The organism is Streptomyces sp. NPDC002537 (assembly GCF_053594975.1).
In genome coordinates, this window is record NZ_JBSFWT010000069.1 from 1 (window position 1) to 21,295 (window position 21,295).

Genomic DNA, 21,295 nt, shown 5'->3' on the forward strand with positions numbered 1-21,295 from the left:
GGATGGTGGGCGAAGCGGGCATCGGTATCGTGTGGAGTGACGATCTCCGTGCTCGACCAGGGCACCCGCGCCGAGGCTGTATCAGGCTCGCGCACCAGCCGGCCGATCGAGGCCGTCCGTCCCGCCGCGGTGAGCGTGAGCCCGCCGCCGCGGCCCCGGCGGGCCTCGACGACCCCCAGGTGCTGGAGCCTGCTGACCACCTTCGCGGCGTGGGTGTACGGCACGCCGACCGCGCCGGCCACCTCCCGGGTGGTCGGCGCCTCCTCGTCGCCCGCGACCGCGAGGCGCATGGCGATGCGCAGCGCGATGTCGGTGCCCTTGGTGAGTCGCACAGTTCGACTGTAGCTAATTGGAATCTGAGAGGTCAATTAAATGCGGGTGCCCCCGGAGCCCCGCACCGGGGCTCCGGGGGCACCCGCGGGTGTCACTCGGCCAGCGCGGCCTCGGCGGCGGCGCGCAGCTCGCCGGAGGCGACGAGCGCGGCGACGCGCTGGATGTCACCCTCCAGCGGACGGTCGCCCTCCATCGTCGGGGAGACCGAGCGGACCAGCTCGTACGCCGCCTTCGTCGGGGCGCTGAGCCGCTCCGTGCCACGGAGGTCCGCGGCCTGGGCGAGGGCTATCAGGTGGATCGCGGTCACCTGGCGGACCAGCTCCACGACCGTACGGGCGTCCCGCGCCGCGATGGTCGCCATGCTGACCTTGTCCTGGTTGTGGGCCTCGGTCGAGCGGGAGAACGAGGTCGCGGGCATGGTGTTCTTCAGCGCCTCGGCGGTGAGGCCGGAGGCGGCGATCTGCATGCCCTTGAAGCCGTGGTGCATGCCCGCGTCCCAGCTGTCGGCCTCGAACCTGGGGATCAGGTTCGGCGTGAGGCCGTTGTTGAACTTCTCGTCCACGATCAGTTCGAGCTGGCGGTCGAGCAGGTCGGCGACGCTGGCGACCGCGGTCTTGAGGGAGTCCATGGCCTGGCCGACGTGGCCGCCGTAGAAGTTGCCGCCGTTGCGGACGACACCGGCCTCGGTGTCGAACAGCGGGTTGTCGTTGGTCGAGTTGATCTCGATGTCCACCCAGTTGGTGGCCCAGTCCAGGGTGTCGTGGAGCACACCGATCACGTGCGGCGCGCAGCGGATCGAGTAGCGGTCCTGGATCGGCTCCTCCAGCTCGCGGAAGCCCGCCTCGGACAGCGACGCGTCGCGCTGCGCGACGCCCGGGTCGCGGTCCTCGGGGTCGCCGAGCAGCTCGCGGATGGTGTGCGCGCTGCGGCGCGTGCCGGTGTGCGGCTTCTGGTCGAAGATGAACGGCGCGAAGTGCATCGGGTTGCCCTGGAGCACCTGCGAGGCCAGCGCGGTGCACAGGTCGGCCGCGAAGGCCAGCTCACCGGCGTCGTGGAGGGCCAGCGCCGCGAACCCGGACATGAAGGAGGTGCCGTTGACCAGTGCCAGGCCCTCCTTGGCCTCCAGCACCGCGGGCTCCAGGCCGGCCGCCGCCAGGGCGTCCGCCGAGCTCTTCTCCTCGCCCTCGTGCAGGGCGCGGCCCTGGCCGGTGACGACCGACGCGATGTAGCTCAGCGGCACCAGGTCACCGCTCGCGCCGACCGAACCGCGCTCGGGGATGGGCGGCAGGACGTCCCGGTTGAGGCACTCCAGGAGCAGCTCGACGACCTCGGGGCGGACCGCCGAGTAGCCGCGGGCGAGGCAGTTGGCCCGGATGACCATCGTGGCGCGGATGACGTCCTCGTTCGCGACGGGACCGATGCCGCAGGAGAGGAAGCGGATGAGGTTCTTCTGGAGGTCCTCCGCCTTCTTCCCGGAGATCTGGCGGGTGTTGCTGTCGCCGAAGCCGGACGTCACCCCGTACACCGGGATACCGGCCTCGATGACCTGGCCCTTCAGCTCGATCGACATGAGCATGCGGCGCACCGTGTCCTCGGAGAGGGTGACGCGGGGCGCGTCCTTCCCCCGCGCGGCGGAAACGACATCACTCACCGTCAGGGTGTGCCCGTCGATGGCGAGTTCGGTCTTGCGGGCGTCGGACTGTGCGGCCGTGGAGCCATGCATGATGTGCGTAATTCCTTCCGTGGGGGTGGAGCGGAGCGCGGCGGCCGACGATGTGTGGCGTGGCCGCCTTGTCGCGCTCGGGTACGCGGGTGGCGTGGAATCGACGAGATCGACGGAATCGTGGAAACCGATGAACCGGCCGAATCAGGGGAATGCGGCGCGGGGGTGGGATCGCGCTGCGGGCTCGCGCCGACGGGAAGCAGACGGAGGTGCCGTCGGCCCGTCTACAGAAGGGCGGAGCAGGAGCGGTGCGCGGCGCCGGCCGCCGGGACGGTGGCGTGCTGAGAATTCATCAGTTCGTCCCCCCGGTTCGAACTCGACCGCGATGCGGCGGTACTCGAAATCTACCAACATTGTTGAATCGCGGGACTATGGCCTTGATCACAGGGGGGGCAGGAGGGAATCGCCGGAGAAAGGTGCGTCAGCCCCGCGTCAGGAGCTCCGGCAGCCGGGCCGCCAGCGCCCGCATCCGGCGGCCGAACCCGTCGACGGGGCCGAAGTGCAGCGCCAGGTCGTCGGGACCGGCCCGCTCCCAGTCCCGTACGCGGCGTACCACGTCGTCGAGCGGTCGCGCGTCGTCGTTCCAGTCGTCCCGGGCCCCCGCCGAGACCCGCTCCCCGCCCAGCTCCCGCAGCCGCTCGCGGCGTTCGGTGAACTCCTCGGGCGACAGGCCGAAGCCCTGCCACAGATCGCCGGCCCGCGCGGCGCGACGCAGAGCCGCGTCGGAGTTCCCGCCGATCAGGAACGGCACGGGTGCCGCCGGGACGGGCCGGAAGACGGCGCGCTCGTCGAAGCGGTGGAACTCGTCCTCGTACGGCCCGCCGCCCTGGGTGTGCAGGTGGCGGACGAGCCGCAGGGCCGCGGTGGTACGGGCGCCGCGCCGGGCGAAGTCCGCCCCGGCCGCCTCGAACTCGTACTCCTGCCAGCCGGTCCCGATCCCCAGGACGAACCGGCCGCCGCTCAGATGGGCCAGTGTGGCGGTCTGCTTGGCCAGGGACAGGGGATCGCGCAGGGGCAGGACGAGCACGGAAGTGCCCAGGGTGACGCGGGTGGTCACGGCCGCGAGATGGGCGAGCGTGACGAGCGGCTCGTAGACCCCGCCGTACACGGCCCCGTACTCCCCGGGCGGCAGAAGATGATCGGGAAGCCACACCCCGGCGAACCCCAGCTCCTCCGCTTCCCGCCCCAGCTCCACCAGCCCGGACACGGGCATATCGGCGGACTCGTCGGGAAGGACGACGTGCAGACGCATGAGGAACTCCTTGCGTTTCGGCTGCGCGTTTCGGCTGCGCCGGGCGATGTGCGGAGGACAACGCGGCTGGGCGGGGCTTGATTCCGGAGGCTTCCCCATTGAGCCACGTTGACAGACGGTCACGACGAGGCGAGTCTTGCGTCGCATCACACGCAGAGCACGACTTCGGAGGCAGTAGTGGCACAGGCGCACGGACGCGGCGGGCAGTACGGGAAGGCGCTGGCGGCGTTCGGCGCCGTCGCGGCCCTGGCGGCGGCCGCCACCCCCGCGACGGCGGCCGAGGCCCCGCAGGCGAACCGTGGCGGCGAGCGCTACGTCGCCCTCGGCGACTCCTACACCGCGGGCCCCGGCATCCCGGTGCAGACCGGCGGCGACTGCGCCCGCTCCAGCGTCAACTACCCGGCGCTGACCGCCGCGAAGCTGCGCACGGCGACCTTCAAGGACGTCAGCTGCAGCGGCGCGAAGACCGACGACATGTGGCGCGCGCAGGGCGCCAACCCGCCCCAGCTCGACGCCCTCGACAAGCGCACCACACTCGTCACTGTGGGTATCGGCGGCAACGACATCGGCTTCGGCGACATCATCGGAACCTGCGCCAAGCTGTCCGTGACCGACCCCACGGGCACGCCCTGCAAGAAGCAGTACACGGCCGCCGACGGCAGCGACCAGCTGACCGCGCGCATCGCGGACGCCGCGCCCAAGATCGCCAAGGTGCTGAAGGCCGTGCACCAGAAGGCGCCGCGCGCCCGCGTCGCGCTCGTGGGCTACCCCTCGATCATGCCGGACAACGGCATCGGCTGCTTCCCGGCCGTCCCGATCGCCAAGGGCGACGTCCCCTACCTCCGCGACACGGAGAAGAAGCTCAACGCGATGCTCAAGGTGCAGGCGGGCAAGGCGAACGTCCGCTACGCCGACACGTACGCGCCGACCGTCGGCCACGACGTGTGCACCCCGGCCGCCGACCGCTGGGTCGAGGGCGTCAGCCCGTCGAGCCCGGCGGCTCCTTTCCACCCCAATGCGAAGGGGGAGGCGGCGATGGCTGGGGCGGTGCTCAATTCGGTGACGCGCGGCGGTCGCTGAGTCGCGTTGTCGACTGAGGGTCGTTTGCCTCCCCCAGACTCCGTCCGGGGGTACCCCCAGCGGCGGGAGCGGCCTGCGGCCGCGTCCTCAATCGCCGGACGGGCTGATTTGCCCGCAGGTTACGGGCTACGGTCCGCAAATCCAGCCCGTCCGGCGATTGAGGACAACGCGGCGGAGCCGTGTTGCGGGGTCCGGGGCGAAGCCCCGAAACGGGTGACGGACCCCCGGGCTCCGGGGTAGCGTGGCGCGCCCCGAAGGGGTCAGGTCGGCCCCGCCAGGAGGTAGGGATGGTCCGCGCGAGAACGACCGCACACCGCCGTCTGCCCGTACTCGTCGCCACGGCCGGCCTGCTGGCCGGCCTCGGCGTCGCACCCGCCGCCGCCGCACCCGTGGCCCGCACACCTGAGAAGACTCCTGTCGCCGCCGGTTACGGCGGCGCCGTGGCCAGCGTCGACGCGGACGCGTCGGCCGCCGGGATCGAGGTGCTGCGCAAGGGCGGCAACGCCGTGGACGCCGCCGTGGCCACCGCCGCCGCCCTCGGCGTCACCGAGCCGTACTCGGCGGGCGTCGGCGGTGGCGGCTACTTCGTCTATTACGACGCCAAGCGGCACCGCGTCTCCACCCTCGACGGCAGGGAACGCGCCCCGCTCAGCGCCGACAAGGGCCTCTTCCTGGAGAAGGGGCAGCCCCTGCCGTTCGCCGACGCCGTGACCAGCGGGCTCAGCGTCGGCACCCCCGGCACGCCCGCGACCTGGGACAAGGCCCTGCGCACCTGGGGCAGCCGGTCCCTCGCACAGGTGCTGAGGCCCGCCGAGCGCATCGCGCGCGACGGCTTCACGGTCGACGCCACCTTCCGCCGGCAGACCGCCGACAACGAGGCGCGCTTCAGGGACTTCCCGGCGACCGCCGCGCTCTTCCTGCCCGGAGGGCGGCTCCCCGCCGTCGGCAGCACCCTCAAGAACCCCGACCTCGCCCGCACCTATGAGTTGCTGGGCAAGCGGGGCACCGACGCCCTCTACCGCGGCGAACTCGGCCGCGACCTCCTGCGGACCGTGCGCAAGCCCCCCGTCGACCCCAAGGCGCACCGGGTCGCGCGCCCCGGCGACCTGACGGAGTGGGACCTGCGCGCGTACGCGGTCCAGGAGCAGGCCCCGACCCGCACCTCCTACCGCGGGCTGGACGTCTACGGCATGGCCCCCTCGTCCTCCGGCGGCACGGCGGTCGCCGAGGCCCTCAACATCCTCGAACACGGCGACCTCTCGAAGCTGAGCGAGCAGACCTACCTGCACCGTTACATCGAGGCGAGCCGGATCGCCTTCGCCGACCGCAACCGCTGGGTCGGCGACCCGGCGTTCGAGAACGTGCCCACCAAGGCGCTCACGTCGAAGGCGTTCGCCGCCGCGCGCGCCTGCCTGATCTCGGACAAGTCCGTACTGACCAGCCCGCTCGCACCCGGCGATCCCCGCCACCCGGTGTCCTGCGGCTCCCGCGGCAGGGCCGCCGCCACACCGTACGAGGGCGAGAACACCACTCACCTGACGGTCGCCGACAAGTGGGGGAACGTCGTCGCGTACACCCTCACCATCGAGCAGACCGGCGGCAGCGGCATCACCGTCCCCGGGCGGGGGTTCCTGCTCAACAACGAGCTGACCGACTTCTCCTTCGTGCCCGTGGCCCCGGGCGTCCACGACCCGAACCTGCCGGGTCCGGGCAAGCGGCCGCGGTCCTCCATCTCGCCGACGATCGTTCTCGACCACGGCAGGCCCGCCTTCGCGCTCGGCTCGCCCGGCGGCGCGACGATCATCACGACAGCGCTGCAGACCCTCCTCAACCACGTCGACCGGGGCATGCCGCTCGTCGACGCGATCGCGGCGCCGCGCGCCAGCCAGCGCAACGCCACGGCGACCGAACTGGAACCGGGCCTGTGGAACAGCCCGTTGCGCGGCCGCCTCGAAGCCCTCGGGCACGTCTTCAAGGAGAACCCGGAGATCGGGGCCGCGACGGGCGTCCAGCGGCTGCCCGACGGACGGTGGGTGGCCGCCGCCGAGCGGGTCCGCCGCGGCGGCGGCTCCGCCCTGGTCGTCCACCCGGACGGCCCGCTGCCGAAGCACTGACCGCCATCGGGGGCCCGGAACCCCGTTCGGGACGGGGCGGGGCGGGGGAGACAAGGGTCATGGACTTTCTCCGGCACTTCCACCACGAGGCGGCGGCCTTCGGGACCGCCCTGCGCGGGGCGGCCGACGCGCCGGCGCCCGTGGTGCCCACCTGTCCCGAGTGGTCGCTCGCCGACCTCGCGCTGCACCTCGGCGGCGTCCACCGCTACGTCACCGCCGTCGTCGCCCACGGCCTCGGCGCGCCCCCGGCCGACGCGAAGTTCTCCCTGGACCGACCGGGCCTCGGGATCCCGGCGGAGCACCGGGGCTGGCCCGATCCGGAGCGGGCGCCGAACGCCGGTCCGGTGCCCGCGGCCATGGCCGACTGGTTCGCCGCCGGGGCCGCCGCCCTGGAGGAGACCTTGCGGACGGCCGACCCGGCGAAGACCGTCTGGTCGTGGGGAGCGGACGGCAGCGTCGCGTTCTGGACGCGGATACAGACCGTCGAAACGGCCGTGCACCGCTGGGACGCCGAGAACGCGCTCGGCGTCGCCCGGCCGCTCGCCGCGGAACTCGCGGCGGACGCCGTCGCCCACACCTTCGAGGTGATGGCGCCCGCCCGGCGGGCCTGGCGGCAGCTCCCCCCGGCCGCGGGCGAGCGGTTCCGGTTCCGGCGGACGGACGGCGACGGCGACTGGGCCGTCCACTTCGACGGCTCCGCGATCCGGCTCACCGAGGGCGAAGGGCCCGGCGCCGACGTCGAGTTGGCCGGTACGGCGTCGGACCTGGCGCTGTTCCTCTGGGGCCGGGTCCCGGCGGACCGGCTCGACGTGGCGGGCGACCGGGGCGTGCTCGACCGCTACTTCGACCTCGTCCCTCCGCGGTGACCTCCGGGCCCGGAGGCCCGCGCGTCACGGTAGGTTGACGCGCGGGTCCGTCGAGAGCCGGGCCCGCGGTGAGCACTTCAGGAAGTAGGCAAGGCATGTTCGAGCGGTTGACGTTGGACGCGCGGATGGCGGTCGTCCGCGCGCAGGGGATATCCCGGGAGCTGCGGCACCCGTGGATCGGCAGCGAACACTTGCTGCTCGCTCTCTTCCACGAGGGCTGCACACCGGCCGCGCTGACCCGCTGCGGCATCACCGCCGAGGCCTGCCGGGAGGCCCTCGTCGCCGCGGTGCGCGACGGCGAGGGCCTGTCCGCGAAGGACGCGGCGGGCCTGCGCGAGTTCGGCATCCTGCTGCCCGGGGAGGCCGCCCCCGAGCCCAAGCGGCGGCGGTCGCTCTTCGGCCGCCGCAAGGCCGCCGAACCGCAGGAGGACCCGGCAGTGGTGCGTGAACGGCAGCTGCAGGAGCACCTGCCGTTCACGCTGAACGGCAAGCGGGCGCTGGAGGACGCGGGCGAGATGCCCGTGCCGCAGCGGGACAGCCGCATCGCGCCCGAGCACGTGCTGTACGGCATCCTCCACCCCGAGGACGAGGTGATCGTCCGGATCCTCCGTCACCTGGGCACGGATCTGGAGACCGTACGGGCGGAGGCCCTGGCCGACCTCGCGCAGTACGCCGCGTAACCCGTGGTGGTGGAAGCCCGACGCGGTCCCCGCGCCCCTTAAGGGGCGCGGTTCCGTACGTCCCGCGGAGCGCTCAGCGCTCCCGGAGCCGCCGCCAGACCGCCCGCGCCGCGTGGTGCCCGGACATGCCGTGCACCCCGGGCCCGGGAGGCGTGGCCGACGAGCAGAGGAAGACGTTCGGCCGCGCCGTCGCGTACGGGACCCGCGCGAGCTTCGGCCGGATCAGCAGCCGCAGCCCCGCGACCGAGCCGGTGGCGATGTCGCCCCCCACGTAATTCGCGTTGCGGGCGGCCAGTTCCGGCGGCCCGGCCGTCGCGCGGGCCAGCACCAGATCGCGGAAGCCCGGCGCGAACCGCTCGATCTGGCGCTCGATCACCTCTGTGGCGTCCCCCCGCCAGCCGTTGGGCACATGCCCGTACACCCAGAACGTGTGCTTGCCCTCCGGTGCCCGCGTGGGGTCGATGATGCTGGGCTGCGAGGTGATGAGGAAGGGCACCGAGGGGTCGTCGCCGTGGAGCGCGGCGCCGAGCGCGGCGTCGATCTCCCCGTACGTCGGCCCGACATGGACCGTACCGGCCCGGCGGGCGGCCTCCGACGTCCACGGCACGGGACCGCTCAGCGCGTAGTCGATCTTGAATACGCTCGGGCCGTAGCGGAAGTGCTCGTACGCGTCGCCCAGCCCGGCGATGCGGGCGAGCGCGGTCGGCGAGGTGTCGAAGACGTACGCGCGGGCGGGCGGCAGGTCGTCCAGCCGCTTGACCTCGAAGTCCGTGTGCAGCGCGCCGCCCTGCTCGCGGATGTACGAGCCGAGGGCGTCGGCGATCGACTGCGAGCCGCCGCGCGGCACGGGCCAGCCGCCCGCGTGCGCGGCCAGCGCGAAGATCAGGGCCATGCCTCCGGTGCCGAAGCCCGTCAGCGGCGCGATGCCGTGCGCCGCGAGCCCCGCGAACAGCGCGCGGGCCTTCGCGTCCTGGAAGCGCCGCGTCAGCAGAGCCGCGGGCTGCGCGGCGAACAGGCCGAAACGCGCGTACAGCACCGGATCGCTGGGCAGCCCCAGCCACGCCGTGCGCAGGAAGTCGGCGGCCACCGTGTCCCACCGGCCGTGGAAGGGCGTGACCAGCCGCCGGTACGCACCGGCGTCGCGCGGCCCCAGCGACAGCGCCGTCTCGCCCACGCTGTGGGACAGGACGGCGGCGTCGCCGTCGGGGAAGGGGTGCACCATGGGCAGCTCGGGGTGGATCCACTCCAGGCCGTGCCGGTGCAGCGGCATCCTGGTGAAGGCGGGCGAGCCCGCGGCGAGCGGGTGCACCGCGGAGCACGGATCGTGGCGGAAGCCGGGGAGCGTGAGCTCCTCGGTGCGCGTCCCGCCGCCGATCGCGCCCGCGGCCTCGAACACCTCCACGGACAGGCCCCGGCGGGCCAGTTCGGCCGCGGCCGTCAGCCCATTGGGCCCGGCACCTACGACGACCGCGTCGAGCATGGTGGGCACCGGACGCAACTCCCCTCGTCCCCGTGGATCAGCCGGCGGACGCCAGCAGCCCCAGGATATGCCGGAGCGTCACCTCGTCCCGCGCGGCGGCGAATGGCAGGGCGTTGCCGCCCGCTATCCGGAACGGCTCGCCCGCGACCGTGGCACTCGCCCCGCCCGCCTCGGCGACCAGCAGCAGCCCGGTGGCGTGGTCCCACGCGTTCTCCCACGAGAACGCCACGCCGTCGATGAGGCCGCGTGCCACGTTCAGGTACTCCAGCCCGGCGGAGCCGCAGGGGCGCGGCGCGATGCCCTCCGTGCGCAGCGTCGCGAGGACGCGCTTCTGCTCGTCGTCGGTGAAGTCGAAGTGCGAGGTGGCCACTTCGAGGACCTTGCCGGGCTCGGGCGAGCCCGCGTGCAGCGGGGTGCCGTTGAGCAGGGCGCCGCCGCCGCGGCGGGCGACGGCCATCAGCTCCAGGGCGGGCGCGTACGTCCAGGAGGCGAGCAGCTCGCCGCGCCGGGCGAGGCAGACGAGGGTGGTGAAGCCGGGGTCCCCGTGCACGAACTGCCGCGTGCCGTCGACCGGGTCCACGATCCATACCGGGGCGTCGCCGCGCAGGGCGTCGAGGATGCCCGGGTCGGCATGCACGGCCTCCTCGCCGACGACGACGGAGCCGGGCAGCAGGGCCGTGAGCGAGGCGGTGAGGTGCTCCTCGGCGAGCCGGTCGGCGACGGTCACCAGGTCGTGCGGGCCGTTCTTCTGGACGATCTCGTGCGCGGCGAGCTGCCGGAAACGCGGCATGATCTCGGCGGCGGCCGCCTTGCGGACCGCCTCCTCGACGTCGTTCAGATCACCTGCGAGAAAGTCATCGATCATAAGTCCATCGAACCACGCCCCACCGACAACCGGGGGCGTGGCGGTGGACACACGACGGCCTTCAGGTGAACGCCGTTCCTCCCGGTCAGCGGCCGACCGCGTAGCCCTGCATGCCGCGCGGATTGGCGGCCGCCGACAGCACCCCGGTCTCCGGGTCGCGGGCCACCGCGCACAGCCGCCCCTCCGACCAGGGTCCGCCGACGGTCACCTCGTGGCCCCGGCGGCGCAGCTCCTTGACGACCGGCTCGCCGATCCGCTCCTCCACGGTGACGGCGCCGGGCCGCATGGCGCGCGGGTAGAAGGAGCCGGGGAACGACTCCTGGTGCCAGTTGGGCGCGTCGATCGCGCCCTGGAGGTCGAGGCCGCCGCGCCACGGCGGGCGCAGCGCCACGGCGAGGAAGAAGTGCAGCTGCCACTGGTCCTGCTGGTCGCCGCCGGGCGTGCCGAACGCCAGCACCGGCTCGCCGCCGCGCAGCGCGAGGGACGGCGTCAGCGTCGTGCGCGGACGCCGTCCGGGGGTGAGGGAGTTGGGCAGCCCGGGTTCGAGCCAGGCCATCTGGAGCCGGGTGCCGAGGGGGAAGCCGAGCTCGGGGACGACCGGGTTGGACTGGAGCCAGCCGCCGCTGGGCGTCGCGGAGACCATGTTGCCCCAGCGGTCGACGACGTCGAGGTGGCAGGTGTCGCCGCGGGTCACGCCGTCGGGGCCGACGGCGGGTTCGTCGCCGGACGCGACGGTCGGCTCGCCCGCTCCCGCCAGGAGCGGCACGTGCGGGAGCGCCGCGGCCTCGTGCGCGTACCGGGGAAGGCGCGGGGCCCGGCCCCCGGGGCTGCCGGGGCGCAGCTCGTACGAGGCGGTCCCGCCGATCAGCGCGCGGCGGGCGGTGTTGTAGCCGTCCGAGAGGAGTTCGGGCAGGGGGACGTCGCCGGTGGCGTCGCCGTACCACGCCTCACGGTCCGCCATGGCGAGCTTGCCGCCCTCGATCAGGGCGTGGACATAGTCCGGAGTGCCGTACTCCGGTGCGCCGTCGAGCAACGCGAGCTGCTGGAGGAACACCGGGCCCTGGGACCAGGCGGCGGCCTTGCAGACGGTCCAGCCGTTCCAGTCGTATGTGACGGGGTCCTCGTAACCGGCCCGGAAGCCCGCGAGGTCGTCACCGGTGAGCGGGGCGGCGTGCCGCTCGCCGGAGGAGTCGAGGGTGGGGCGGGCGGCGGCCCGGACGAGGGCCTCGGCGACGAAGCCCTCGCGCCAGACGCGGCGGGCCGCGTCGATGCGCCGCTCCCGGCTGCCGCCCGCCGCCTCGGCCTCGGCGAGGAGGCGGCGCCAGGTGGCCGCGAGCGCGGGGTTGCGGAGGAGCCGGCCGGGCGCGGGCGGACGCCCGCCGGGCAGGTACAGCTCGGCGGACGCCGTCCACTCCTCGGTGAACAGCTCGCGTACGGCCCGCACGGTGCGGGTCACCGCGCCGACGGGGGCGTGGCCGCTCTCCGCGTACCCGATGGCGTACGACAGGATCTCCGGGAGCGGCTTGGTGCCGTGGTCGCGCAGCAGCAGCATCCAGGCGTCGAACGCGCCCGGCACCGCGGCCGCCAGGGGCCCGGTGCCGGGGACGAGGGTCAGCCCGAGCGCGGTGTAGTGCGCGATGCTCGCCCCGGCGGGGGCCGGGCCCTGACCGCACAGCACCCGCACGGGGCCGCCAGCCGGGGCGATGACGGCGGGCACCTCGCCGGCGGGCCCGTTCATGTGCGGCTCGACCACCTGGAGGACGAAGCCCGCCGCCACGGCTGCGTCGAAGGCGTTGCCCCCGCCCTCCAGCACGGCCATCGCCGACTGCGAGGCCAGCCAGTGGGTGGACGAGACCATCCCGAAAGTGCCCTGGAGTGTGGGCCGCGTCGTGAACATGACCCTAGGAAGGCAGATCCTTCAACCACTGCGCAACACCGCCGTGGTGGGAGCAAGTGCCCCTGCGGTGCGCGGAGTAGGACGTCGAACCGTCGTTGCAGACGGCGGAGGCGCCGGAGTGCGACCCTCCGGTCGACCCCGAGCCGCCTGTCGCCGTCGTCCCGCCTGTCGTCGTCGAGCCGCCGGCCGAGGCAGGTGCCTCCTCCTTCGGCGTGGGCGCGGGTGCGGGCGGCGTCGGTGACGCGCTGCCCGGCTCGGGCGACGGCGAGGACCGCGTCGGCTCGGGCTCGGGTGTCCCGGCCGGAGTGGCCGGGGCCGACGCGGACGGTGTCGGCTTGGTGCCGGCGGGCTCGGCGGAGTCGTCGCAGGCGACCGCGCCGAAGCCCAGGGTCAGCGCGGCGGCGAGGGCCGCACCGGCCCGTATCGCCCGGCGCGCCATGGATGTGCTCACGTTCGGGTTCCCCCCTCGAACGGCTGCTGCGCGGAACGGTTCCGCGCATGGCCCCGCCCCCGGTCACGAGCCGACGCCCGGCAGACCGGGGGAGTGGGGTGGGGGGAAGAACAATGAATGCGTGTGGGGTACACAGAGTGTAGGCGGTTACCCACGGGAGTGACAGCGGTTGATGGAGTTACGGTTGATTCCGCTGTCGGCCGGGTGGCCGACCGGGGAGAACGAGTGGAAGGACACAGCCGTGCACGGCGAATACAAGGTTCCGGGCGGAAAGCTCGTCGTCGTGGACCTGGAGGTCGAGGACGGGGCGCTGCGTCACGTCCGGGTGGCCGGTGACTTCTTCCTCGAACCGGACGAGGCCCTCCTCGACATCAACCGGGCCCTGGAGGGCGCGCCCGCCGACACCCCCGCCCCGCAACTCGCCGCGCGCATCGACGCGGCCCTGCCCGAGGGCACGGTGATGTTCGGCTTCTCCGCCGAGGCCGTGGGCATCGCCGTCCGCCGCGCGCTGGCGCAGGCCACCGACTGGCACCACTACGACTGGCAGCTCATCCACGACGGCCCGCAGGCCCCGGCCCTGCACATGGCCCTGGACGAGGTGCTCACCGCCGAGGTCGCGGCCGGACGCCGCCCGCCGACGCTGCGCGTGTGGGAGTGGGGCGCCCCCGCCGTGGTCATCGGCAGCTTCCAGTCCCTGCGCAACGAGGTCGACCCCGAGGGCGCCGAGCGGCACGGGATGACCGTCGTCCGCCGGATCTCCGGCGGCGGGGCCATGTTCATCGAGCCCGGCAACACCATCACCTACTCGCTGTGCGTGCCGGACGCCCTGGTGCAGGGCCTGTCCTTCGCCGACAGTTACGCCTACCTCGACGACTGGGTCCTCGGCGCACTGGAGGGCATGGGCGTCAAGGCGTGGTACCAGCCCCTCAACGACATCGCCACCGAGGCCGGCAAGATCGCGGGCGCCGCGCAGAAGCGGGTGGTCTCCGGCGACGGCGCGGTGCTGCACCACGTGACCATGGCGTACGACATCGACGCCGACAAGATGCTCGACGTCCTCCGGATCGGCAAGGAGAAGCTCTCCGACAAGGGCACCAGGAGCGCCAAGAAGCGGGTGGACCCGCTGCGCCGCCAGACCGGACTGCCGCGGGCCACCGTCATCGAGCGCATGATCGCCTCCTTCCGGGGCCGCTACGGCTTGACGGAGGGCTCCGTCACCCCGGAGGAGATGGCCCGCGCCGAGGAACTGGCCGCGACCAAGTTCTCCTCCCCGGAGTGGACGGCGCGGGTGCCGTAGGGCTGCGCCGCGGATGCCCGGTCGGGTGCGGGCCGGTGGCCGGGTTGTGCCCACCCTCCCCCGGCCTCCGGCCGGGGGTACCCTCATCGCCCTGCGGAGCGCCTGCCCACAACCCGGGTGGAGTGGGCGAATTCAGCCCGCCCGGCGCTTGTGGACGCTCCCGGGGGAGTCCCCGCCGCGGGCGGCCTCAGCTCAGTGCGGGGATGATGTCGCTGCCGTACGCGTCGATGGTCGCCTCCCTCGCATCGTGCATCGCGTACACCGCGAACTGGTCGACCCCCAACGCCCGTAGCTCCTCCAGCCGTTTGCGGTGGGCGGCCGCCGGTCCCAGGAGGCAGAAGCGGTCCACGATCTCGTCCGGCACGAAGTCCGTGGAGGGGTTCCCGGCCCGGCCGTGGTGGCTGTAGTCGTAGCCGTGCCGCTGCTCGATGTACGCGGTGAGGGCCTCGGGAACCATCCCGGAGTGCTCTCCGTAGCGCTCGACCAGGTCGGCCACGTGGTTGCCGACCATGCCGCCGAACCAGCGGCACTGCTCCCGCGCGTGCGCCAGGTCGTCGCCCACGTAGGCGGGCGCGGCGACGCAGATGGTGAGGGAGTCGGGGTCGCGGCCGGCGTCGGCGGCCGCGGTGCGCACGGCCTTGACCATCCACTCGGTGAGGAAGGGGTCGGCGAGCTGGAGGATGAAGCCGTCGGCCTCCTGGCCGGTGAGGGCGAGCGCCTTGGGCCCGTACGCGGCCATCCAGACGGGCAGTCTGCCGTCCCGCACCCAGGGCAGCCGCAGCGCCGTGCCGCCCACGTCCGCCTCGCGGCCCTCGGCGAGGTCGCGGATGACGCGGATCGCGTCGCGCAGGGTGGCGAGGGTGTTGGGCTTGCGCCCGGCCACCCGCATCGCCGAGTCGCCGCGGCCGATGCCGCACACCGTGCGGTTGCCGTACATGTCGTTGAGCGTGGCGAAGGTGGAGGCCGTGACCTCGGGGGTGCGGGTGGTGGGGTTGGTGACCATGGGCCCGACGATCAGCCGCTCGGTGTGGTCGAGGATGCGGCTGTGGATGACGAAGGGCTCCTGCCACAGCACGGCGGAGTCGAAGGTCCAGCCGTAGCGGAAGCCGGCGCGCTCGGCGCGGCGCATCAGGTCCACCACGGCGGAGGCGGGCGGGTCGGTCTGGAGGACGAGTCCGAAGTCCACGGCGGTGCTCCTTACGCGAGGTACTGACAGGTGGTGCGGGGGACGTAGCGGCCGTGCCCGGCGCGCCCCGTGAACGTCCGCCGCTCGATGACGGGTTCGCCGCGGGAGAGGACGGTCTCGACCTGCCCGGTGATCTGCTTGCCCTCGTACGCCGAGTAGTCGACGTTCATGTGGTGGGTCGCGGCGGAGAGGGTCTGCCGGGCGTGCGGGTCGTAGATGACGATGTCGGCGTCGCCGCCCGGGGCGATGCCGCCCTTGTGCGGGGCGAGGCCGAACATCCGGGCGGGGGCGGCGCAGGCGATCTCGATCCAGCGGCGGCGGCTGATCCGGCCCTCGATGACGGCCTGGTGGAGGAGATCCATCCGGTTCTCCACGCCGGGCAGCCCGTTGGGGATCTTCGAGAAGTCACCGCGGCCGAGCTCCTTCTGGCCGGAGAAGCAGAACGGGCAGTGGTCGGTGGAGACGACCTGGAGGTCGTCCGTGCGCAGCCCGCGCCAGAGGGCCTCCTGGTGCTCGCGGGGCCGCAGGGGTGTCGAGCAGACGTACTTGGCGCCCTCGAAGCCCGGCTCGGCGAGGTTGTCGGTGGACAGGAAGAGGTACTGCGGGCAGGTCTCGCCGAAGACCGGCAGGCCCTTGTCGCGCGCCTGCGCCAGCTCCGCGAGGGCCTCCTCCGCGGAGACGTGCACGACGTAGAGGGGGCTGCCCGCCACGCGGGCGAGCTGGACGGCCCGGTGGGTGGCCTCCGCCTCCAGCAGGGCCCTGCGGACCTCGCCGTGATAGCGCGGGTCCGTGTGCCCGGCGGCGAGGGCCTGCTCGACCAGGACGTCGATGGCGATGCCGTTCTCGGCGTGCATCATGATCAGCCCGCCGTTGCCCGCGGCCCGCTGCATGGCCCGCAGGATCTGCCCGTCGTCGCTGTAGAACACCCCGGGGTAGGCCATGAAGAGCTTGTACGAGGTGACGCCCTCGCCGACGAGGAGGTCCATCTCCTTCAGCGAGCCCTCGGTGACATCGGAGAGGATCATGTGGAAGGCGTAGTCGACGGCGCAGGTGCCCTGGGCCTTCGCGTGCCAGGTGTCGAGCCCCTCGCGCAGCGCGCCGCCGCGGGGCTGGACGGCGAAGTCGACGACGGTCGTGGTGCCGCCCCACGCGGCGGCGCGGGTGCCCGTCTCGAAGGTGTCGGAGGACGCCGTGCCGCCGAAGGGGAAGTCGAAGTGCGTATGGGCGTCGACCCCGCCGGGGACGACGTACTTCCCGGTGGCGTCGAAGGTGCGGTCCACGGTCCAGCCCTGGGCGAAGGTGCTGTCGGGCGAGGCCAGGGCGGCGACCTTGCCGTCCTCGACGAGGACGTCCGCCGGGGTCTCCTCGGCGGCGGTGATGACGAGCCCGCCGCGAATGGCCGTTCTGGTCATGGCCGGTGGTCCTTTCCGTCGGCGGCGCGCTGCACCTCGCGCAGGGTCTCGTCGAGGATCGCCGCGCCCTCCTCGGCCTCGGCGACGGTGAGGCTCAGGGGCGGGGCGATGCGCAGGACGTTCGCCTCGCGGCCGCCCTTGCCGATCAACAGGCCGTGCTCGCGGGCGCGTTCCAGCGCGAGGGAGGCGGCGTCCGGCGCGGGCGAGCCGTCCGGCCGGGCCAGCTCGACGCCGATCATCAGGCCGCGGCCGCGCACCTCGCGGACGACGGGGAGCCCGGCGGCGACCGCGCGGAGCCGCTCGGCGAGGAGGCCGCCGACGCGGCGGGCGTTGCCCTGGAGGTCGTGCTCCAGCAGATGGGCGAGGTTGGCCAGCCCGGCGGCCATGGTCACCGGGCTGCCGCCGAACGTCGAGATGGAGTTGGCGGAGAGGCAGTTCATCACCTCGGCGCGGGCCACGACGCCGCCGATGGACATGCCGTTGCCGATGCCCTTGGCGAAGGTGAGGAGGTCGGGCGGGCCGCTCGCCGCGTGCGCCTGCCAGCCCCAGAAGTGGTCGCCGGTGCGGCCCCAGCCGGTCTGCACCTCGTCGGAGATCCACAGGATGCCATGGCGCGCGAGGACGTCCCGGAACGCCGCGTACAGCCCGTCGGGCGGCGAGGTGAACCCGCCGACGCCCTGCACCGGTTCGGCGATCAGGGCCGCGACATTGCCGTGCGCCTGCCCCAGCATGTCCTCCAGGTCCGCGACGCAGGCCGCGATGAACCCGCCGTCGGACAGCGCGGCGTACGGCCCGCGGGTGCGCACCCCGCCGTGCAGATAGAGCGTCTGGAGGGGGGAGAGGCTGGTGGGCGACCAGGAGGTGTTGCCGGTGATGCCGACCGCGGAGAAGGAACGGCCGTGGTAGCTGTTGCGCATCGCCAGGATCTGGTTGGACCGGCGGTGGGTGGTGGCGAGCAGCAGGGCCGCGTCGTTGGCCTCGGTGCCGGAGGTGGTGAAGAAGACGCGCGCGTCGGGGATGCCGGAGAGGGAGGCGATCCGCTCCGCCAACTCGACCATGTGCCGGTCTAGATAGAGGGTGGAGGTGTGCAGGATGCGCCCGGCCTGCTCGGCGACCGCCTTGGTGACCTCGGGGAGCGCGTGGGCGGTCATCGTGGTGAGGATGCCGCCGAAGAAGTCGAGGTAGCGGCGGCCTTCGGAGTCCCACACATGGCGGCCCTCGCCGTGGGTGAGCTCCAGCGGCTCGCGGTAGTAGAGCGCGAGCCACTCGGGCATGACGGCCCGGTGCCGGATGTGCAGCCTGCCGGCGGCGGACGGCCCGGCGTCCGGGCTCATGGCCGGACCAGCCCCTCGTAGGCGTCGGGCCTGCGGTCGCGGTAGAAGGCCCACTGCTGCCGCACCTCGTCGATCAGGCCGAAGTCCAGGTCGCGCACCACCAGTTCCTCCTTGGTGTCGCTGGCGACGTCACCGACGAACCGGCCGCGCGGATCCACGAAGTACGAGGTGCCGTAGAAGTCGTTGTCGCCGTACTCCTCGCGGCCCACGCGGTTGATCGCGGCGACGAAGTACTCGTTGGCGACGGCCGCGGCGGGCTGCTCCAACTGCCAGAGGTAGGCGGAGAGTCCGCGCGAGGTGGCGGAGGGGTTGTAGACGAGCTGGGCGCCCGCCAGCCCGAGCGCGCGCCAGCCCTCCGGGAAGTGCCGGTCGTAGCAGATGTAGACGCCGATCTTGCCGACGGCCGTGTCGAACACGGGCCAGCCGAGGTTGCCCGGTTTGAAGTAGTACTTCTCCCAGAAGCCCTTGACCTGCGGGATGTGGTGCTTGCGGTACTTCCCGAGATAGCGGCCGTCGGCGTCGATGACGGCCGCGGTGTTGTAGTAGAACCCGGACTGCTCGATCTCGAAGACGGGCACGACGATCACCATGCCGGTCTCCCGGGCGAGCTCCCGCATCCGGCGGACCGTGGGCCCGTCCGGCACCTCCTCCGCCCAGCGGTAGTGCTCGCTCTCCTGCACCTGGCAGAAGTACGGGGCGTTGAAGACCTCCTGGAAACCGATCACCTTCGCACCCTGCGCGGCGGCCGCGCGGGCGTGCTCCTCATGCTTCGCGATCATCGACTCGGTGTCGCCGGTCCAGCTCGCCTGAACCAGCGCGGCGCGCACAACATTGGCCATGAGCTGCTCCTTTGCCGGGGCGTCAGCCAGGCTGACACGCGTAGATCCACGTGTGCCTGCGACCGTATGGCCCGTCACGCTCGGTGGCAAGACCAGCGCGCCGCCTGTGGATAACACGACAGGAAAACTTGCAAGTTTTCCTGTCTTTCCTTACGGTGGAGGCATGCCCGACAAGGAACAGGAACGCGCCGCGGCCGACCTGGCCGCCGCGGTCTCCCAGCTCATGAGGCGCCTGCGCACGGCCTCGCCGCAAGGCGCCCTCACCCCCTCGCAGCGCGCGGTGATCGGCCGCCTCGGCACCGACGGCCCCGCCACGACCGCCGCCCTCGCCCGCGCCGAACTCGTCCGCCCCCAGTCCATGCGCATGATCCTCGGCGCGCTGGAGGAGATGGACGTGGTCACCCGCTCCCCGCACCCCACGGACGGGCGCCAGGTCGTCTTCTCCCTCACCGCCGAAGGCGAGGAGGCGCTCGCGTCCGTGCGGGACTCCAAGAGCAGCTGGCTCGCGGACGCCATCGACCGCCGCCTCGCCCCCGCCGAGCGGGCCACTCTCGCCGAGGCCACCCGCCTGCTCAAACGTCTGGTCGAGGAGTGAGCCGAGGAGCGGGCCGGGGGGCGAGGAGTCCCGGGCGCGCGCCCGCCACCCCGGCGGCACAAGGGAAGGGCGGGCCCCGCGGCGGAGCCGCACCCGGCTTCGGGGCCCGGTTCATGGCACCCCTCCTCCTCGGCTCCGTCCTCAATCCCGTCAACACCACGGCGATCGCCACCGGCCTCGTGGCCATCGGCCACGACTTCGGCGTCGGCGCCGCCGGTACCGGCTGGCTGGTCTCTTCCCTCTACCTCGCCAGCGCCGTCGGCCAGCCCGCCATGGGCCGTCTCGCCGACCTCCTCGGACCGCGCCGCGTCTTCCTCGCCGGCCTCGTGGCCGTGTGCGCCGCGGGCGCGGCCGGAGCGCTGGCCCCCGGTTTCGGCTGGCTGATCGCCGCCCGCGCGCTGCTCGGGATCGGCACCTCCGCCGCCTACCCCGCGGCCATGGCCATGCTCCGCGCCGAGGCCCTCCGGGCCGGCCGCGAACCACCGCGCACCGTCCTCGGCAGACTCTCCCTCGCCGCGCTCGGCAGCGCCGCCGTCGGCCCCGCGCTCGGCGGCGTCCTCATCGCCACCACCGGCTGGCGCGGCATCTTCGCCGTCAACATGCCGCTCGCCCTGATCCCGCTCGTCCTCGGCCTGAGATGGCTGCCACGCGACGGCGCCCGGCCGGGGAACGGCACCGAACGGCCCGCCGAACGCACCCCGCTGCCGGAGCTCCTGCGCGACCGGCCCCTCGCCCTCACCTACCTGCGGCACGGGCTCGCCTACCTCACCATCTACTGCACGCTGTACGGCTTCACCCAGTGGCTGGAGGAAGCGCACGGCTACTCGTCCCTCCGCACCGGCCTCGTCATGCTCCCCATGTCGGGTGCGGCGGCCGTCTGTTCACTGCTCGGCGCCCGTACGAAGGGCATCCGCGCGCCCCTCACCACCGCGGCCGCCCTGCTCGCCCTCGGCAGCGGCGCCCTCCTCCTCGCGCACGGTGGCACCCCGCTCGCCGCGCTGCTCCTCACCTCGGTCCTCTTCGGCGTCCCGCAGGGGCTCACCTCCACCGGCAACCAGGCCGCCGTCTACGCCCAGGCCCCGCCCGGCGGCGTCGGCGCCGCGGCCGGACTCCAGCGTACCGCCCAGTACCTCGGCGCCATCGCCGCCACCGCCCTCCTCGGGCTCTGCTACGGACCACGGGCCACCGACGCCGGACTGCACCACCTCGCCACCGTCACCGGCGTGCTCAGCCTGCTGCTCATCGCCCTGACCACCACCGACCGCGCCCTGCGCACCCGCACCTGACGCACCCGACACCCACCACGTACCAGCGGAGAACACCATGCCCGCCACCACGCTCGACCCGAAGACCGCGCTCGTCCTCGTCGACCTTCAGAAGGGCATCCTCGCCCTGCCCACCGCCCACCCCTCCGCCGAGATCCTCGCCCGCGGTGCCCGGCTCGCCGCCGCCTTCCGTGAGTGCGGCCTGCCGGTTGTCCTCGTCCGTGTCGTCGGCGCCGCCCCCGGCCGTGTCGAGGCACCCCTGCGCGGCGGGCGGCCCCCGGCCGACTGGGCCGACCTGGCACCCGAACTCGGCCGCCAGGACAGCGACATCGTGATCACCAAGCACACCTGGGGCGCCTTCCACGCCACCGACCTCGACCTCCAGCTCCGCCGCCGGGGCGTCACCCAGATCGTCCTCGCGGGCATCGCGACCGGCGCGGGCGTCGAATCCACCGCCCGCGCGGCCCACGAGCACGGCTACCACGTCACGGTCGCCACCGACGCCGTCACCGACCCCGACCCGGAGATCCACCGCCGCGCCGTGGAGAAGGTCCTCCCGCGGCTCGCCGAGACCGACACGACGGACAACATCCTCAAGCTGCTCGGCCGGACCCACCCCTGAGCCC

General features: G+C 73.3%; 19 protein-coding genes. 8 read left to right on the forward strand and 11 right to left on the reverse strand.

Translation table 11 applies throughout. The features are described from left to right. From ACWD4A_RS26225 to ACWD4A_RS26235, 3 genes are all read right to left on the reverse strand, one after another. The coding region (locus ACWD4A_RS26225; RefSeq protein WP_451197651.1) for an RrF2 family transcriptional regulator at positions 1-332 on the reverse strand (332 nt) is incomplete at its 3' end. Positions 333-424: 92 nt separating this feature from the next. After that, positions 425-2,056, reverse strand: coding sequence for an HAL/PAL/TAL family ammonia-lyase (locus ACWD4A_RS26230; RefSeq protein WP_451197652.1), 1,632 nt, complete (start codon positions 2,054-2,056; stop codon positions 425-427). Between the two features lie 421 nt (positions 2,057-2,477). Then, positions 2,478-3,308, reverse strand: a complete 831-nt coding sequence (locus tag ACWD4A_RS26235; RefSeq protein WP_451197654.1) for a TIGR03619 family F420-dependent LLM class oxidoreductase — start codon at positions 3,306-3,308, stop codon at positions 2,478-2,480. Between the two features lie 177 nt (positions 3,309-3,485). Here ACWD4A_RS26235 and ACWD4A_RS26240 point away from each other — a divergent pair, with 177 nt between their 5' ends. The 4 genes from ACWD4A_RS26240 (at position 3,486) to ACWD4A_RS26255 (ending at position 8,048) form a co-directional block, all read left to right on the forward strand. Further along, positions 3,486-4,388, forward strand: coding sequence for an SGNH/GDSL hydrolase family protein (locus ACWD4A_RS26240; RefSeq protein ID WP_451197656.1), 903 nt, complete (start codon positions 3,486-3,488; stop codon positions 4,386-4,388). 287 nt (positions 4,389-4,675) lie between these two features. Next, positions 4,676-6,502, forward strand: a complete 1,827-nt coding sequence (ggt, locus tag ACWD4A_RS26245) for a gamma-glutamyltransferase (protein ID WP_451197657.1) — start codon at positions 4,676-4,678, stop codon at positions 6,500-6,502. Between the two features lie 59 nt (positions 6,503-6,561). Then, positions 6,562-7,368: a maleylpyruvate isomerase family mycothiol-dependent enzyme gene (locus ACWD4A_RS26250; protein ID WP_451197659.1), complete on the forward strand. Its 807-nt coding sequence runs from the start codon at positions 6,562-6,564 to the stop codon at positions 7,366-7,368. Between the two features lie 95 nt (positions 7,369-7,463). Further along, a complete protein-coding gene (locus tag ACWD4A_RS26255) occupies positions 7,464-8,048 on the forward strand; it encodes a Clp protease N-terminal domain-containing protein (RefSeq protein WP_451197661.1) in 585 nt (194 codons plus the stop codon). Positions 8,049-8,121: 73 nt separating this feature from the next. Here ACWD4A_RS26255 and ACWD4A_RS26260 read toward each other — a convergent pair whose 3' ends face one another. The 4 genes from ACWD4A_RS26260 to ACWD4A_RS26275 all read right to left on the reverse strand — a co-directional run bounded on the left by ACWD4A_RS26260 (position 8,122) and on the right by ACWD4A_RS26275 (position 12,741). After that, positions 8,122-9,537 (reverse strand): phytoene desaturase family protein, encoded by a 1,416-nt coding sequence (locus ACWD4A_RS26260; RefSeq protein ID WP_451197662.1) that lies wholly within the window; start codon positions 9,535-9,537, stop codon positions 8,122-8,124. A gap of 28 nt (positions 9,538-9,565) precedes the next feature. Next, positions 9,566-10,393 carry an inositol monophosphatase family protein gene (locus ACWD4A_RS26265; RefSeq protein ID WP_451197663.1) on the reverse strand — a complete coding sequence of 276 codons (828 nt, stop codon included), beginning with the start codon at positions 10,391-10,393 and terminating at the stop codon, positions 9,566-9,568. Between the two features lie 85 nt (positions 10,394-10,478). Beyond that, positions 10,479-12,290 carry a gamma-glutamyltransferase family protein gene (locus tag ACWD4A_RS26270; RefSeq protein ID WP_451197664.1) on the reverse strand — a complete coding sequence of 604 codons (1,812 nt, stop codon included), beginning with the start codon at positions 12,288-12,290 and terminating at the stop codon, positions 10,479-10,481. Positions 12,291-12,294: 4 nt separating this feature from the next. After that, the gene (locus ACWD4A_RS26275) at positions 12,295-12,741 is read right to left on the reverse strand and encodes a DUF3761 domain-containing protein (protein ID WP_451197666.1); all 447 of its coding nucleotides are present in this window, start codon (positions 12,739-12,741) and stop codon (positions 12,295-12,297) included. Positions 12,742-12,982: 241 nt separating this feature from the next. Between ACWD4A_RS26275 and ACWD4A_RS26280 the strand changes: the two genes are divergently transcribed. Further along, positions 12,983-14,038: a lipoate--protein ligase family protein gene (locus tag ACWD4A_RS26280; protein WP_451197667.1), complete on the forward strand. Its 1,056-nt coding sequence runs from the start codon at positions 12,983-12,985 to the stop codon at positions 14,036-14,038. 187 nt (positions 14,039-14,225) lie between these two features. Here ACWD4A_RS26280 and ACWD4A_RS26285 read toward each other — a convergent pair whose 3' ends face one another. The 4 genes from ACWD4A_RS26285 to ACWD4A_RS26300 are packed head-to-tail and all read right to left on the reverse strand — an operon-like array spanning position 14,226 to position 18,809. Beyond that, positions 14,226-15,224 (reverse strand): TIGR03842 family LLM class F420-dependent oxidoreductase, encoded by a 999-nt coding sequence (locus ACWD4A_RS26285; RefSeq protein ID WP_451197668.1) that lies wholly within the window; start codon positions 15,222-15,224, stop codon positions 14,226-14,228. 11 nt (positions 15,225-15,235) lie between these two features. Beyond that, entirely contained in the window at positions 15,236-16,636 is a 1,401-nt protein-coding gene (gene hydA, locus ACWD4A_RS26290) for a dihydropyrimidinase (RefSeq protein WP_451197670.1), read from the reverse strand. After that, positions 16,633-17,970 carry an aspartate aminotransferase family protein gene (locus tag ACWD4A_RS26295; RefSeq protein ID WP_451197672.1) on the reverse strand — a complete coding sequence of 446 codons (1,338 nt, stop codon included), beginning with the start codon at positions 17,968-17,970 and terminating at the stop codon, positions 16,633-16,635. Before ACWD4A_RS26295 ends, hydA begins: the two co-directional genes overlap by 4 nt. Next, on the reverse strand, positions 17,967-18,809 hold the full coding sequence (locus tag ACWD4A_RS26300) for a nitrilase-related carbon-nitrogen hydrolase (protein WP_451197674.1): 843 nt from the start codon (positions 18,807-18,809) through the stop codon (positions 17,967-17,969). Before ACWD4A_RS26300 ends, ACWD4A_RS26295 begins: the two co-directional genes overlap by 4 nt. 163 nt (positions 18,810-18,972) lie before the next feature. Here ACWD4A_RS26300 and ACWD4A_RS26305 point away from each other — a divergent pair, with 163 nt between their 5' ends. The 3 genes from ACWD4A_RS26305 (at position 18,973) to ACWD4A_RS26315 (ending at position 21,291) form a co-directional block, all read left to right on the forward strand. After that, on the forward strand, positions 18,973-19,404 hold the full coding sequence (locus ACWD4A_RS26305) for a MarR family winged helix-turn-helix transcriptional regulator (protein ID WP_451197675.1): 432 nt from the start codon (positions 18,973-18,975) through the stop codon (positions 19,402-19,404). A 113-nt stretch (positions 19,405-19,517) separates the two neighbouring features. After that, positions 19,518-20,690 (forward strand): MFS transporter, encoded by a 1,173-nt coding sequence (locus tag ACWD4A_RS26310; RefSeq protein WP_451197677.1) that lies wholly within the window; start codon positions 19,518-19,520, stop codon positions 20,688-20,690. 37 nt (positions 20,691-20,727) lie between these two features. Further along, positions 20,728-21,291, forward strand: coding sequence for an isochorismatase family protein (locus ACWD4A_RS26315; protein WP_451197678.1), 564 nt, complete (start codon positions 20,728-20,730; stop codon positions 21,289-21,291). The last annotated feature ends 4 nt before the right edge of the window (positions 21,292-21,295 follow it).